Annotated in this window: 10 protein-coding genes; 9 read left to right on the top strand and 1 reads right to left on the bottom strand. The window is 41.8% G+C overall.

Annotated features, from left to right (window positions below):
* The 7 genes from ACH0BF_RS11700 to ACH0BF_RS11670 all read left to right on the top strand — a co-directional run bounded on the left by ACH0BF_RS11700 (position 1) and on the right by ACH0BF_RS11670 (position 13215).
* Positions 1-1176, top strand: a complete 1176-nt coding sequence (locus tag ACH0BF_RS11700; RefSeq protein ID WP_340852454.1) for an iron-containing alcohol dehydrogenase — start codon at positions 1-3, stop codon at positions 1174-1176.
* Positions 1177-2649 carry an aldehyde dehydrogenase family protein gene (locus tag ACH0BF_RS11695; RefSeq protein ID WP_340852457.1) on the top strand — a complete coding sequence of 491 codons (1473 nt, stop codon included), beginning with the start codon at positions 1177-1179 and terminating at the stop codon, positions 2647-2649. It abuts the gene before it with no gap.
* Between the two features lie 389 nt (positions 2650-3038).
* Complete coding sequence (locus ACH0BF_RS11690; RefSeq protein ID WP_340852460.1) at positions 3039-4784, top strand: methyl-accepting chemotaxis protein; 1746 nt, start codon at positions 3039-3041, stop codon at positions 4782-4784.
* A 24-nt stretch (positions 4785-4808) separates the two neighbouring features.
* The gene (locus ACH0BF_RS11685) at positions 4809-8528 is read left to right on the top strand and encodes a non-ribosomal peptide synthetase family protein (protein WP_340852461.1); all 3720 of its coding nucleotides are present in this window, start codon (positions 4809-4811) and stop codon (positions 8526-8528) included.
* 184 nt (positions 8529-8712) lie between these two features.
* A complete protein-coding gene (locus ACH0BF_RS11680; RefSeq protein ID WP_340852463.1) occupies positions 8713-9411 on the top strand; it encodes a 4'-phosphopantetheinyl transferase family protein in 699 nt (232 codons plus the stop codon).
* Between the two features lie 370 nt (positions 9412-9781).
* A complete protein-coding gene (locus ACH0BF_RS11675) occupies positions 9782-11293 on the top strand; it encodes a 4-hydroxyphenylacetate 3-hydroxylase family protein (RefSeq protein WP_340852464.1) in 1512 nt (503 codons plus the stop codon).
* A gap of 35 nt (positions 11294-11328) precedes the next feature.
* Positions 11329-13215 carry a XylR N-terminal domain-containing protein gene (locus tag ACH0BF_RS11670; RefSeq protein WP_340852466.1) on the top strand — a complete coding sequence of 629 codons (1887 nt, stop codon included), beginning with the start codon at positions 11329-11331 and terminating at the stop codon, positions 13213-13215.
* Positions 13216-13400: 185 nt separating this feature from the next.
* Here ACH0BF_RS11670 and ACH0BF_RS11665 read toward each other — a convergent pair whose 3' ends face one another.
* Positions 13401-14006, bottom strand: a complete 606-nt coding sequence (locus ACH0BF_RS11665; protein WP_340852468.1) for a DedA family protein — start codon at positions 14004-14006, stop codon at positions 13401-13403.
* Between the two features lie 550 nt (positions 14007-14556).
* On the opposite strand from ACH0BF_RS11665, the gene ACH0BF_RS11660 reads away from it, so the two are divergent.
* Together ACH0BF_RS11660 and ACH0BF_RS11655 are read left to right on the top strand one after the other, a co-directional pair.
* Positions 14557-15753: an ABC transporter substrate-binding protein gene (locus tag ACH0BF_RS11660; RefSeq protein WP_120037916.1), complete on the top strand. Its 1197-nt coding sequence runs from the start codon at positions 14557-14559 to the stop codon at positions 15751-15753.
* Between the two features lie 119 nt (positions 15754-15872).
* A complete protein-coding gene (locus ACH0BF_RS11655; protein WP_120034572.1) occupies positions 15873-16748 on the top strand; it encodes a branched-chain amino acid ABC transporter permease in 876 nt (291 codons plus the stop codon).
* Positions 16749-16755: the final 7 nt, after the last annotated feature.

Raw genomic sequence — 16755 nt, 5'->3', positions numbered from 1 at the left:
ATGGAATTTGAATTTGGTATTCCAAGCCAGGTTACTTTTGGTGCGGGCAGTGTAAAAAAGATTGGGGAAGTGCTCGCAGAATTACATGCTAAAAAAGTATTGTGTGTATATGATCAAGGGGTTAAGCAGGCAGGGATTATTGATCAGGTGTTTACATATTTAGAAGAAAGCGGCGTAACCATTATAGAGTTTGCCAATGTTGTGCCTAACCCGCCAGATACGATTTTGGAAGAAGGCGCTGATTTAGCTGTACAGGAAAACGTAGACGCAATCATAGCCATTGGTGGGGGCAGTCCGATCGACGCGGCCAAGGCAATTAACGTATTAACGACAAATCCGGGCCCGATCCATCAGTATGAAGGGTTGAACCTGGTGAAAAATCCAACCAAGCCATTAATCGCTATTCCTACAACGGCTGGAACTGGAAGCGAGGTAACGGCTGTTACGGTTATTACAGATACAAAAGGAGCCAAAAAGATGGTTATTGGCGGCCGCCACTGCGGAGCAGATGTTGCGTTAGTTGATCCAGAGTTAACAGTGGGTTTGCCGCCCGCTGTCACAGCAGCAACTGGTATGGATGCTCTTACGCATGCAATTGAATCATATGTTTCCAAGCTTGCTTCAGTACCGAGTGAGATCAACTCTTTAAAGGCAGTGGAGCTTATTTATAACAACTTAGAAGAAGCTTATAAAAACGGCAGCAATATCGAGGCGCGCACAAACATGCTGCTCGGCAGCATGATGGCAGCCTATGCCTTTAACTCTGCTCTTCTAGGTTTGGTTCATGCCATTGCTCATCCGCTCAGCGTGTATTGCGGTCTTCCGCATGGTGTAGCAAATGCATGCATGCTCCCGGATGTGATGGAATATAACGCTCAGGATGCAACGGTACAGAAGCGCTTTAAAGATATTGCTCAGGTGATGGGATTGCCGGTAGGGGGGCTCTCTGATGAAGAAGCGGCCAACCAAGCGGTAGAAGCGGTGAGAAGCCTGGCGAAGGCAATTAATATTCCTACATTGGAAGAGGCTGGCGTGAAACGTGAACAGTTTGAACAGCTGGCGAAGGCAACATTAAATGAAGAGATCAGCACGATGGTAAATCCGAGAGAGGTAAACGAAGAAGAGGTTATGAAATTGTTAGAACTTGCTTATTCAGCAAGAAAGGCGGGAGTATAAATGGTAAAGCAATATCAGCTATTTATTGATGGGAAGTGGACAGACAGCGCATTAGGAAAAACATTCGAATCGGTAAATCCGGGGACAGGGGAAGTCCATGCTATAGTAGCGGAAGGTGGAAAAGAAGATATTGACCGTGCTGTCAAGGCAGCGCGCCGTGCATTCGAATCCGGTCCGTGGGCAGAAATGGCTCCGAGCGATCGTGGGCGGCTACTTTATAAAGCGGCCCAGCTGCTTTGGGAAAATGCAAATAAACTTGCAGCCATTGAGTCAGAGGACAATGGGCTGCCCATTAATGAGACGACCTTTATTGCGATGCCGGCTACCATCGATGTATTGGAGTTTTACGCTGGACTTGCCAATAAAGTGCAAGGAGAGACGCTTGCTTCTCCGGCCGGCCGTTTTAATTATACACTCAAAGAGCCGCTTGGTGTGATTGGCGCTATTGTACCGTGGAACTTCCCGCTTATGCTGACAATGTGGAAATTGGCACCGGCACTTGCTGCGGGTAACACGATTGTAATTAAGCCGGCAGAACAGACACCTGTCAGTATTTTGGAAATGGTGAAGTTATTTCAAGAAGCAGGCATTCCGGATGGAGTGATTAATGTCGTACCTGGTTTTGGTGCGGATGCTGGGGCGGCACTGTCTTCTCATCCACAAGTAGATAAGATTGCTTTCACCGGTTCTACTGCGACAGGGCGCTTGATCATGCAGGCAGCCAGTCAAAATTTAAAGCCGGTAAGCCTTGAGCTTGGCGGCAAGTCGCCGAATATTGTTTTTGAGGATGCCAATATAGAAGATGCGGTAAATGGCTCTATGTTTGGCATCTACTTTGCACAAGGGCAAGTATGCGCTGCTGGTTCTCGCTTGTTCGTTCAGGAGAGCGTCTACGACAAGTTCATGAGTGAGTATGTGAGAAAGGTGCAGAGCATCCGTGTCGGCAATCCGCTCGAGCAGTCTACACAAATGGGGCCACAAGTATCTGAGCAGCAGTTGAAGAGAATCGAGCAATATGTCGCTGCCGGCCTCGAGCAGGGAGCACAACTGACAACAGGCGGGGAGCGCTTTAAAGGAGCTGACGGAGGTTATTATTATACGCCGACAATTTTTGAAAACGTCACTAACCAAATGACCATTGCCCGGGAGGAAATTTTTGGACCGGTCGTTTCAGTTATTCGTTTCAAGGACGAAGAAGACGCATTGAAAAAAGCGAACGACACACTCTATGGTCTGGCATCTGGCGTTTGGACGAATGATCTAAAGCGGGCTCATCGTATGGCGCGCGGCTTAAAAGCGGGCACAGTATATGTCAACACATTTAGTATGCTGGATAGCACGGCGCCATTTGGCGGCACGAAGCAAAGTGGATTCGGCCGTGAGCTTGGTATACAAGCGATGGATATGTATACGGAAACAAAACATGTGTGGGTTGACCTTGGCAAGGAAGGATTGAACTGGTACGGCGTGTAAATAGTTAATTTTTCGCTTCATTAAGAGCTATATGATAGGTAAAAAGAGTGGGGCAACAAGCTATTAAACAGCTTGTTGCCCCACTCTTTTTGTAGGAAAAATGTCTCTATTTTGGCGGAATTTGTTGAAATTTGAAAGGTGTGTGCTAGAATATGTTCTGGGTAAAAGATACTAATTTATTAACGGGGATATTAGGTTATAATACCCTATTTTTAACCTTTTGATAAGGTTTATATACCTGTTTGTATAGATTGGAAACGAGGGGATAATCACCAGTATTATAAATAAAGCTTTTAAAGTTCAGAGTGTTCTGTAGGAATTTGGACGGTCTTTTTTATATGAATCGATAGCCATCTTTTAGCCAAATACAACAGGAATGGAGAAGCAAAATGTTTGGATTACTTAGAAAGAGTTTTTTAGCGAGAATACTAGCCACATCAATGTTAAATATTTTTTTAGTTGGTCTTACACTTATTGTTTGTAGTTATGTCATTCAAGGACAAGTACTTGAATCGCAAGTACATAGCCAAGCAACGAAAATTATGTCCGGCACTTCCCAAAATCTTAATAGTGAAGAAATCATGGAGGCAGCATCAGATAGCAATGAGAATTCAAGTGTTCATAAAAAACTTCGGAGCTATTTTGATACAGTCTCTGCGAACAATCCACAAGTTGCTCAGGCCTATATATTTGGAACTGAACTGGAGGGTGGAAATAAAACTTCAATTATTTCTATGCCAACAGCTGTCTTAGAAACGTTTAAAGAGGCAGATTTAAATATAGGTGATTTATATGAACAGCCAAAAGTGATCAGCGATTCGGTCAGAAAAATGCTGTCTACAGGAGAGGTCATTTATACAGATGTTTATACGGATGATTACGGTACATGGATGTCCGTTTTAAAGCCATTCAAAAATGAACAAGGAAAAATCACTGCTTACTATGGAATTGATATTGATGCAAGTATTGTGGCTAAAGGAAAGAAAGATTTACTCTTATACAGCTCTCTTGCTCTTTTAATTATTCTTGCTATTTTGTTAACCGTGCAGTTCTATCTTGTGCGCAAGTCTATTCTTCCTCTCAGAGAATTAGGGGAGGGCATCGAGAAATTTAGCCAAGGAAGCTTTGAGATCTCATTGAAAGAAGGCGACGATGAGATTGGAAGGTTGAACAAGAAGTTCAATGAAATGGTGGTTGCTATGCATCAAATTATCCAGGCGATCAAGGAAGCATACGAGCGCAACGCCGACTATTCCGGAAAGCTTTCTGAAGCTGTTAAGGAAGGGAGCGACCATTACAGTTTCGTTGTATCTGAATTACAGCAAATTTCAGAGCAGATGAAGAATCAGGAAACGGCTACGATCGATAGTTCTTCCTCCATCAATGAAATTGTTTCAGGGATTTCAGCCATAGCCGATTATTCAGCTGACGTCAGCAGTAAAGCAGAAGAGTTAGAAACTCGCGCTCAAAAAGGGAACAAAGCAGTAAAGGATATTATTTCACAAATGAATTCAGCAGAACAATCCGTTGGAAACTCCTCTCAGGCGCTTCAACAGTTAGATGAGAAGTCCACTGAAATTTCCGGGATTGTTAATTTGATTAGTGAGATTGCTGAACAAACAAATTTACTTGCCTTAAACGCAGCGATTGAGGCGGCACGGGCAGGTGAACATGGCAAGGGGTTTGCAGTAGTGGCCGACGAAGTCCGCAAACTTGCAGAACAATCCCGTATATCAGCGGAGCAAATTAAGGGGCTAATTTCTATTATTCAGAATGAGGTAGATAAAGCCGTTTCATCCATTTCTGTTGGAGTAGAGACTGTTTCAACTAGCGTGAATAGCAGCGGTGAACTGACACAAATATTTGCCCACATTATGGATGATATTCACAAGGTAAGCAGTCAGGTCCAAGAAATTTCTGCTTCTACTCAGCAAGTTGCTGCCGAGTCTGAGGAAGTAGCTTCTGTTATTGAGCAATTAAGCGGCATTGCCAAACATAACACGGAGACTTCTGCAGGTATTAGCCAAATGACTGAAGCACAAAAAGGGAACATGGAGCTTATTGCTGACGATGCTGAGGAGATGAACAAGCTCTTCCAAAAGCTACAGCAATCCATTTCTATGTTCAAAATTTAACAACGATATTGGAGGTATGAATGAATGTCCCAAGTTTTACTTTCTTCAGAAATGACATCAAAAGATTATTGGGAGAAGGAATTGAAAAGTCCGCTGCCGCCTTTGAACCTGCCGCTTGATAAGCAAAAACATCTCTTGAAAGAGAGTCAGTTTCAAACCTTCTCTATGCCATTGGAATCATGCGCTGTAAAAGATGTATTTACATGGGCAGAAAGAAATAATAGCAGCTTTCGTACGTTCTTTATTTCTGCGTATCTCTTTTTGCTGCATCGGTTGGCGAATGAAGAAGAAATCATGCTCGGAATATCTGTTGACGGAGAAAGCATCGCACCTATAAGAACGAATTTTGCGGGTTGCCAATCATTAGCGGATGTTCTTAATCAAGTGGCACAAAAAGTAGAAGATGTCTCTTTGCATCAGCACTTTAACTGGAGGGAAGTGCTCAAGAAAGAGGAGGAGCCCGGTTACTATACAACTTTCTCTTTTGGCAACCTTCCTGGAATAGAACAAACGAATCTAGGTTTTGGGCTGTTTACCGATGGCGCGGATTTATCATTGTTAATTGAATATAACTCCTCCCTTTTTATGGAAGAAACGATCAAACGATTTTCTGCGTACTTTGAAAATATTGTCAAATTTATATTAAATGCTGACGATCTGAATGTTCCTTTTCAATCGATTCCTATCATTACGACTGAAGAGAAAATGATGTATAAGCGTTTAAATGAAACGGCTGCTTCATTTGACGAAGGCACAGTGATCCATCAAGTATTCTCAAAAACAGCTGAGCGTTTTCCGGATCAAACAGCCGTTTCTTCCAACGGATTCAGCATCACTTATGAAGAGCTGGAAGAACAATCAAATCAAGTAGCGCACATGCTTTTGCAAAAAGGTTTAACTAAAGAGGAGCTCGTGCCTATTTTTATGAAAAGAAGCATTGGAACCATCGTTTCCATACTCGGCGTGTTAAAAGCAGGCGGAGCCTATGTACCGCTTGATCCGGATCATCCAGTTGAACGCAACAGTTACATTATAAAAGATACGAATTCGTCCATTGCCCTGGTGGATTCTGCTTATGTTGATTCATTTAGAGAATTGCTGCCTCAAGGCAAAAAATACTCTATTTTTTCAGAGACCGATTTTGCGGCGTATCCTTGCAGTTCTATTGAGGTAGAAGCGTCGTCTGAACAGCTTGCTTATGTGATTTATACATCAGGTTCTACAGGGCGGCCTAAGGGCACGCTCATCCGCCATCGAGGTGTGATCAATTTAATTAACTGGTCTACACAGGAAATGGCATTTACGGAGAAGGATGTTCTTTGCCAATTTGCGCCTTATAGCTTTGATGCCTCTATTTATGATACGTTCAGCGCGCTATTTAACGGAGCACGACTATATTTGCTTTCTGACGAAGAAAGAATGTCAGTGGAAGCTTTTGCAGAGGCTATTGAGCGAGAGGGAGTAACATCTATCGCTATCTTGCCGACCATCTTTTTTAATGAACTGGTCGCAAAGCTTTCAAGTGAAGGAGTTAAAAAGTTTAAAAATATTCGTCAAATTACAATTGGTGGCGAAGCATTAATCATGGAAACAGCTTTCGCTTTCCATGAAAAATTCGGCAAGCATATTGCTATATACAATATGTACGGGCCAACGGAATGTACGGTTATGTCTACTTTTTATAAAGTAAACGAGGAAATGCTAGATACGCCTACCGTACCAATTGGGCATCCACTCCATAACCATGCTGTTTATATCGTAAATGATGAAAATCAATTGTGTCCGATTGGTGTGCCGGGCGAGCTGCTTATCAGTTCGGCAGGAGTAGCACGTGAGTATCTGAATCAGCCTGATAAGACGGAGGCTGCATTTGTTCCGAATATATTCAATGACCCATTTAGTTCTGTTCTGTACCGGTCAGGAGACATCGTTCGACTGCTGCCTTCTGGAGAAATTGAATATGTGAGTCGAAAAGATTCTCAGATAAAAATCCGAGGACACCGTATTGAAATTGGTGAAGTAGAGGACGCGTTGACGAGTTATGAGCTGATAAAAGATGCAGCCATCATTCCCAAAGTGGATGAAGATGGGCTAAATGTTCTTGCAGCTTTCTATACAAGTGTGGCAGGAGAGGAATTATCTCAATTAGAAATACGGGATTTTCTTTTGCAGAAGCTACCTAAGTATATGGTGCCGACTTATATTCAATATATAAAGGAAATGCCGGTCTCGCCTTCCGGGAAAATTGACCGACGGACTTTATCAACTTATGAGCTCATGAAACAAGAGCAGACAGTTGCTAAGAATTTACCGCGGACAAAAACAGAAAAGGTAATTTCAGAAGCATGGAAGACAACTTTAAAGCTACCTGCTATCGATATTTACGATAACTTCTTCGAAATCGGTGGTCACTCGCTTAAAATCCTGGAAACTCTCGTTCTATTAAAACCAGAGTATCCTCAACTAAGAATTAATGACTTTTTTATGTATCCGACCATCGCTGAACTTGCTTCCCGGGCGCTAGAGTTATCCGCTGTTACAGCAAATACTGAAAAAACAGCCGCTGTTCATGAAATCATTGATTTACCGGAAAGGCCAATAAAGATTGGCTCTGGAAATTCAGCTCAGTTGCTTGCGACTCAACACGTACTGTTAACGGGAGCAACTGGTTATTTAGGATCTCATATTTTACAGCAATTACTATCGCAAACGGAAGCTAACGTTTACTGTTTAGTGCGCGGTGATTCTGCTGAGCAGGCAAAAGGAAGACTGTGGAATATTCTTACTCATTATTTTGGTGAAGAGATAGAAAAGGAAGCACAGCGCATTACTGTGATTATAGGAGATTTAGAGAAAGAAGACCTCGGGTTGTCTGCAGAGGATCGAAGCTATTTAGAAACGTGCATCGACAGCATTATCCACTGTGGAGCGGATGTTAGGCACTTTGGAGAGGTTGATCACTTTTCTCGGGTTAATAAGCAAAGCACAGAAGCTCTTTTGAAGTTTGCTAAAGAGAAAGAAGGGCTGCGTTTTCACTATATTTCTACTTTAGGCATTCCGGAGGATCTTGCTTTAGAAGGAAAATGGGATAGCCTACAAAGTATGGATGACTGGATGAATGCTTCCTTAACAAATGTCTATGTAAACAGCAAGCTCGAATCGGAGAAACTATTATTTGAAGCTGCGGCAAAAGCGGAGATTCCAGTTACGATTTATCGCGCCGGCAATCTAACTTGCCATTCACAGACTGGAAGATTCCAAAAGAACATTGACAGCAATGCCTACTACCGAATGTTAAAAACGATGCTGTCCTTGAAAGTTGCACCGAAGGTAGAGTGGTATGTGGATTACACACCTATTGATTACGCAAGCGAAAGCATTGTTGCCTTGGCGGTGCAGCCGGAATCGGCCGGACGGGTGCTTCATATTTGTAACCAAGTACAAATCCATTATTCGGATATGATTGAGCAATTAAGAAAATGCGGTTATAACATTGAATTGAAGGAGCCAGAAGCATACGAAAATTGGCTGTTTGGCGACAACGATATCGATCCTGAAATTTTACAGTTGACTATAGCTCAGCTTGAAGGAGACGGGGCAAAGGACTCTCCCTACCGCTACTCATGCCCGGAAACAAAGAAGTTGCTTGCAAATACAAATGTGGCATGTCCGGAAATAGATGAGAAGTTTTTTGAGAAAATGATCTCATACGCTGCAAAAGTTGGTTACTTTCCGCGCCCATAGTGATAGCAGCACCTATATAGACAAATGACATATTGAATAGCGCTTGCTTTCATGGATGCTTTCTTGTTTGCTTTTGGGCAGACGTGCATCCTGAAAGACAAGCGTTTTTTTCTTGGTCCGGGGATCCTATCGATAAGATGTCCTCTTATGCTACTAATTTAATATTTTTAAGGAGCTAAGCGCATTGATTGAGCTTTTTATTGTCGAAAGAACAGATATAGAACTGATTCCATTTGCTCTTTACTCTGTTTTAACAGATGAGGAGAAGAGTTATATTCTTCGTTATCGAAAGAAGGAAGATCAGATTAATTCTTTAATTGGCACTTTACTAGCCCGGTACTTAGCAGAACGTCACCAAATTATAGATCAACCGATAAAAAGAGCGGCGAATGGCAAACCTTATGTTGCGAATTTTGAGGGACAGATAAGCATTTCTCATTCCGAGGAATTTATCGCTTGTGCTGTTCACCCAAATGGCAGGATTGGCATTGATATAGAAAAGATCCGTCAAATAGATTTTGCGGTCGCGACAGAGTTTCTTAGTCCAAATGAACATCGTTTTTTTCAGACAAGAGAAAGTGAGGAGGAAAAATTATCAGCGTTATATACCTACTGGACACTGAAGGAGTCTTTTTTCAAAGCAGAAGGAACAGGGCTGACAGGAGGTTCGCTTACAGCTGTTGAATTTGAACTATCCAACCCGCCTGTTTTACGATTACCTGCTGAATTAGCTGGAACATGGAAGTTTGCTTGCGCAAACCTGTCCCGCGCCTATCGCTGTTCAGTTTGTTATTCTTCTGTGAAACCGATGAATCTTCTCTTTGAAAAGATTTGCCTAGACGAACTAACGGCCTATTTTGTTAAAAGCGGTACAAGAAATTAAATAATATTTCATTCTTAATAAGTGTTGTCGGAGAAAAATGTTCAGTTATTTATTTTGACAGCACAAAGCAAAGCGGTCTTAGTCGTGGTGTACAGGCTATAGAGGTGTATATGGAGGCTTAATTATTAAGATAGAAAGAAAGCTAGATCTGAAAGGATAGTTTTTCTACTCTTTCAGATCCAGTTTTTTCGGAATTTTTAATTAGCATGAACGTTATATGGATGGTTTACTATTCTGGTTCTGAAGTTATCAAACAAAAAGTGTTTAATAATTATTATTTTTTAGTAAGTCTTTGTTGTAGGAAAATAACGGAACATTCATTATGATAAGGATAACAGAAAGAATTTTCTGACAAATGGAGGTTTTTATTATGATGAATGGCCAGGAGTATATTGAGAGTCTGCGAGATGGACGTGTTATTTACTTAAATGGAGAAAAAATTGAGGATGTCACGATTCATCCGGCTTATCAAAATTCCGTAAGATCGATGGCTCGTTTGTATGATGCACTTCATCAACCGGACACAGCCTCGATTTTAACAACAAAAACAAAGGAGGGGCATTTAACACAAAAGTTTTTTAAACCGTCTACAAGTGCCCAGGAACTGCTGGAGGCCCGGGATGCCATCGCTGAATGGTCCAAGTTAAGCTACGGGTTTATGGGCAGGACACCTGATTATAAAGCAGCCTTTACTGCTCATTTGAAACCATATGCTAACTTTTATAAAGGGTTTGAAGACAATGCACGCCGATGGTATGAAAAAACAACGAAGGAAGTGCCATTTTGTAATCATACGATTATTAATCCGCAAATGGACCGGTCCAAACCGCTTCATGAGAATCAAGATGTCTTTGTTCGTGTAGTAGAAGAACGGGATAATGGCATCATTGTAAGCGGTGCCAAAATGGTCGGTACATCGGCCGCCATTACCAATTATAATTTTGTCGCAAACTATTCGCCCGTTGATCTGGCGAAGGATGATCTTGACCACGCTTTAATTTTCTTCGTTGAAATGAACGCACCAGGGCTGAAGATAATTAGCCGGCAATCATATGAGCTGATAGCAGCAAAGTTAGGTACTCCGTTTGATTATCCCTTATCAAGCCGTTTTGATGAAAATGATGCCGTTATCGTACTTGACCGGGTTTTCGTACCGTGGGAAAATGTACTCGCTTACCGGAATGTGGAAATTGCAAACGGCTTTCGCGGCAAAACCGGCTGGATGAATCGGTATACGTTTCATGGGTGCACTCGCTTTGCAGTGAAGCTGGACTTCATGGCAGGCTTATTAATGAAAGCGACAGAGGCATCCGGTACAAAAGGGTTCAGAGGAGTGCAAGCGAATATTGGCCAGGTGCTCGCCTGGAGAAATATGTTCTGGTCACTTTCCACGGCTATGGCAACAGATCCAGAAAAGGGAGACAACGGCGTTGTTCTTCCGAATGGACAATCGGCCGCAGCTTACCGGGTTCTGGCTCCAATGGTGTGGCCAAGAGTAAAAGAGATCTTTGAAACAGTAGTAGCGGGAGGGTTGATTCAACTTCCATCCAGCGCGAAAGACTTTGAAAATCCGGAAATCCGCCAGTACCTGGACCAATATTATAAGGGAACGGGAATTGATGCGTTAGAACGAGTAAAACTCATGAAATTGATTTGGGATGCCCTCGGCACAGAGTTTGGTGGTCGCAACGAGTTGTACGAGCTCAATTACGCCGGAAACCATGAGAATATTCGGCTGGAGACGCTTAGAAATGCTGAGTTGTCAGGTCAAACGGCAAAGTACAAAGCATTTGTTGATCAGGCAATGAGTGAATACGATCTTTCTGGATGGACGACTGACACATGGGTAAATGCACACAAAAGCCCGGTTGGCACAGAGTGATAATTAAACCATGCAAGAAAAGCAGGTGATGGTGCATGAGTAATCAGACCTTTCCCGAGACTTCCCTCCATCTGTCAGAACGAGAGGGGATTATACAGTTGGATGATGAAAGAATCGTTCTGACCTCTTCCGCTGTTTTTGGCACGCTTCGTAAAGACTTGGCAGAAAACATCGGGAATGAACGGATGAAAGGGTTTCTTATTCGCTATGGTTGGAACCTTGGAGTCAATGATGCGAAGCGAGCGTTAAAAAAGGACTTTTCTTCCATAGAGGAAGTGTTAAGACAGGGGTCCGTTTTTCACGCATTGAAGGGTTACACGAAAGCAAAGACAACGAAATTCCAAATTCACTTTCATCCCGATAAGAAGGTAGAGGATGTGCATGTTGAAGGAATATGGTACAGCTCATACGAAGCAGAGGAAAATAGTAAACAGTTTGGTGTGGAAAAGCATCCTGTTTGCCATACACTGATCGGCTATGCAAGCGGGTACTATTCGACAGTCTGCGGACACACAGTTATTTTTAAAGAAATTGCTTGCAAAGGGACTGGAGATCCCGTATGCCGTTATATTGGCAAGTCTCTTCATTGTTGGCAGGGAAAAGCGGATGAAGAATTAAATTATTATGAGAATCAGACAATTGTAAAGGAACTGGAAGTTGCTTACAATATGTTGCTTGAAGAACGCAACAACTTAGAAAAGGCAGCGATCATTCATGAAAGGCTGACAGAAGAAGTTATCAATGGAAATGATTTACAGTCTATTGCGGCAGCTGTTTATGAAACAACAAGTTGTCCTCTCCTAATCGAAAACACTTACTTTGAGAAGCTTGCTTGTGCTGGGATAACAGATGAGGAATATGTAAAGATAGAGGCTGGCTTTAAAGAGCTGCTACATCAAGGCGATGATAAGGTAACGATTAAAGAAACGAAAAGACTAAAGGATGAGCAGCACCAGCGTTTAATGACTCCGATCCGGCTGCAAAAAAAGATATTGGGCTATTGTTCATTCATTTATGAAACCAGTGTTAGGGACTTTCCTAAGGTTGATTCAATGATATTAGAGCGGGCAGCTACCGTTTGCTCTCTTTATCTATTAAATGAAAAAACGAGCTTTGAAGCAATGGAAAGAATGAAAGGACATTTTCTTGAACAAATACTAAATGGTTACTTTCCGTCGAAACAAGAAATATTAAAGCGGGGCGGCTATATGAATATTGATTTGAGCCTGTCTTTCCGGATGATTGTATTAACTTATCAGAGCAGACAAAGCCATCCGGTTAATGAACTGTTTTTTCATGAACAATTAATGGAAACAATCTTTCACTATTTTAAGCGCCAAAAAGTCCAGCTCGTAACTGGTCAGCGAGATGGAAACATTATTTTGCTCATTCAAACAGATTCTCTAACGACAGAGGAAAAGCTTCCTGAATTATGCAGTTGTCTCATTGACCATCTCGGTGGCGTATACCCAGCTTATTTGTTTCGAATGGGCGTGAGCACAAAAGGAAAACAAATTGAGCAAGCTGCTACTTACTATAAGGAAGCAATCATTGCTTTGAAGATTGGCGCATACAACGAAACACTCTTTCTCTTTGAAAATTTAGGAGTAACAGGGATCTTGTTAAGCTCGCAAGATAAGGAAGCTGTGAAGCAGAAGGCTCATTATTTATTAGGGCCGCTCTTTGAAAGTGAGGGAGCAAAGAAGAATGAGCTTGTTAAAACACTTTATATATTTTTAAGCAATGGTGGAAATCTTGAGAAAACCATGAATGACTTGTCCCTTTCGATGAGTGGATTGCGCTACCGGGTTGAAAAAATAGAATACTTGCTTGATAAAGATTTGCGAGATCCGCAAGTAAGCTATGAATTGCTGCTAACACTAAAAGCCCTCATTGTTGCAGGTGACATTACTATTTTATAGGACCTATTAAAGCTGAATACACTAGTTGATTGTAGTGGAAGGCGGCGACTTCAACGGAAAAAGTGAGCTCTGGTTAGACCCTATAGGAGCGCGCGACGAAGAGGCTCACAAACCGCCCGCTTGCAGCGAAAATCAATAATCAACTATTTTTATAAAAAGAGTGCCTCAAGAGATGTACTCTCTTTTTATTTCTTCTTTTTAAATAGAAGGAAAAACAGAAAACATGTTAGTGATGAGCCGATCAGTGCATAAATAATATTGGCATACATGTCCACAAAGAGAACAATCTTTTCCCACGACTCGCCAAAAAAGGCACCTGCCGAGACAAGAAGAAGATTCCAGACAAATGTACCGACAGAGGTCAAAAACAGAAACAATGAAAACCTCATCCGTGCCATACCGGCAGGGATAGAAATAAGACTGCGGACGAGCGGAATAACCCGGCAGACGAGAACTGTCCAATAGCCATAATCGTTAAACCATCCGTCCGCTTTGTAAATATCTTTTTTATCCAGATGAAGAATACGACCCCATCGGTCAATGATTTTCTCGAGACGCCCTACATCAAGCAAATTGCCGATTTTATATAAGATAACTGCTCCGGTAAGCGACCCTGCTGTAGCCGCCAATACGACTCCCGGAACTGTTAGCGTTGAGAAAGTGGTCATCGTCCCACCGAAAGTGAGAATGACCTCAGAGGGAATAGGGGGGAATATATTTTCAAACGCGATTAAGAGGAAAATACCGACGTAACCATACTGCTCCATCATTTCAACCATCCAGCTTTGCATACAAGTACTCCCTCCAGTAAATTTTTGCTATTGTTCTACTATGATATGAAAGAGTTGCCCAAGAAAGTATGTTTTAGATAAGTAAATAATAATGATCACAGATTTGGAAGAAGAAAAGACAGAGGGAGCGGCAGCCAGCTTCGGATATAACTAGTGGTCATCTGTCTATCATTTTATTTTTCTTGTGCACAGCATTAAAGCAAAAGAAGCAGAGTATATGAAACTATGTACAGTAAATGAGAGGGAGTGGCTTTTTTGATTTTCTTAAAGATCAAGAAACGGTTACTTTTGTAGTATTGTCGTTTGGCAATGGTTTTTAAAGGAATTTCACTAGGTAGATAGTGTGGTTTAAAAATAAAAGTTGTATATTAATAAAGATTCAGAAATATATTAATTAAAAGAAAATTAAGTCTAGACTAAATAGTCAGTTTAGATTAAAATACTATTGTGTAATACTAAATATTTGATTTTTTACTAATGATGAAAGAAGGGGAGATTTACAATGTACCGCTTTCATTTGTTAGAAAAATCAGAAAATAGGGGGATTATTATGAGAAAGAGATTAAAGAAAAAGCTTCCTCACATGCTTTTGTCTGCGACTTTAGTAGCGGGTATATTATCTGGTTGTGCAGGCGGAGAATCAGGAAGCGGTGGTTCTGGCGGTGGCGGAGATGTCATTAAAATCGGAGCCAACCTCGAATTATCAGGAGCAGTAGCTTCTTATGGACAATCCATTGGCAAGGGAGTAGACCTCGCTGTTGAAGAAATCAACAAAGATGGCGGGATTGACGGTAAAAAGATCGAAGTAGTTAAAATAGATAATAAATCGGATGCAGCGGAAGCAACCAACGCGGCGATCAAGCTGACAAGCCAGGAAAAAGTAACAGCTATTATCGGAGCGGCAACAAGCGGTAACTCTGTAGCGCAAGTTCAAATAGCTGATGATAACAAAACGGTTCTTCTCACTCCTTCGGGCACGAGCCCTAACGTGACAGTAGGGACAAACAATAAAGTAAATGAGTTTATTTTCCGTACATGCTTTATTGATCCATTCCAAGGAACAGTGGCTGCCAACTTTGCAGCTAAAGATTTAAAAGTGAAAAATGCCGCCATCTTTGCAGATAGTGCAAGTGACTATGCAAAAGGCCTAGCTGCTTCTTTTAAAGAGACTTTTGAGAAAGCCGGCGGAAAAGTTGTTGCGGAAGAAGCATACGTAGCTAAGGATACTGATTTCCGCTCTACGTTAACACGCATTAAAGCAGCGAATCCGGAATTCGTATTTATTCCTGGATACTATGAGGAAGTTGGATTAATTATCAAGCAAGCACGTGAAATGGGCATTAAAGCGCCATTTATGGGCGGCGATGGCTGGGATTCACCAAAGCTTATTGAATTAGCCGGTGCTGATGCGTTAAATAACACATTTATCACCAACCATTATTCTTCTGGAGACCCAGATGAAAAGATTCAAAAATTCGTAGAAGCATTTAAGGCTAAGAATAAAGATCAATCACCAGATGCGTTTAATGCTCTTGGTTATGATTCTGTATATCTGTTGGCGGACGCAATCAAGCGTGCGGGAAGCACTGATTCAACAAAAATTAAAGACGCTCTAGCAGAAACAAAAGATCTGTCACTCGTTTCTGGTAACTTTACGATTGATGAAAATCACAACCCGATCAAAACGGCAACTGTTCTAGAGTACAAAGATGGCAAGCAAGTCTTTAAAACAAAAATTAACCCTTAATATGAACAATTGTCCATCATGCTAGTATGTGAGAAATGGGAGGAGCATCCTCCCATTTCAGTTTTTTCGTCGGTAAAAATAAACAGGATGCAAAAGTTTGTTTAAAAGGAGTGAGAATCATGGAATGGGTACAGCAGATTGTCAACGGTATATCACTCGGCAGTATCTATGCATTAATAGCCCTTGGCTATACGATGGTTTATGGAATCATTAAATTAATTAACTTCGCCCATGGGGAAGTATTCATGATCGGAGCATTTATTGGATTTTACGCGATTGGCGGCTGGGGGTTAAGTTTTCTGCCGGCCCTTTTGCTTGCTATGGCGGTTTGTGCTGTAGTGGGAGTCGTTATCGAAAGGGTAGCTTATAAACGCCTTCGCAATGCCACCAGAATTGCTGCTCTGATTACAGCTATCGGGGTATCACTTTTTATTCAATATGGGGTTATTTATATTCGAGGAGCCCAGCCGGAAGCTTATCCTAACGTTTTTCCCAGCAAGACATTTGAGATTTTTGGAGTAAACATTAGCAGCCAGTCTTTATTAATTCTTTCTGTTTCTATTATTCTTATGATTATCTTACAATTTATCGTTCATCGCACAAAAATGGGAAAAGCTATGCGTGCGGTTTCTTACGATGCAGAAGCAGCCCGATTGATGGGAATCAACGTTGACCGAACCATTTCTTTTACATTTGCAATCGGCTCAGCACTAGCAGGGGCAGCCGGAGTCATTTTTGGAACTTATTACACAAAGATTGATCCATTGATGGGAGTTATTCCAGGCTTAAAGGCATTCGTAGCGGCAGTATTAGGCGGAATTGGTATCATTCCGGGAGCGATGGTTGGCGGACTTGTGCTTGGAGTGGTTGAAACAATCGTCAGTGCCTTCGGTTATTCACTGTGGAGAGATGCCGCCGCCTTTATCATCTTAATATTAATTCTTATTTTTAAACCATCGGGCCTCTTTGGCAAAAATACTAGAGAGAAAGTGTAGGTGGGGC

The organism is Pseudobacillus sp. 179-B 2D1 NHS (genome assembly GCF_045370945.1).
Taxonomy (GTDB): Bacteria; Bacillota; Bacilli; order Bacillales; family Domibacillaceae; genus Pseudobacillus.
The sequence above is the reverse complement of the archived record's forward strand: the minus strand, read 5'-3'. Positions and strand labels throughout refer to the sequence as shown.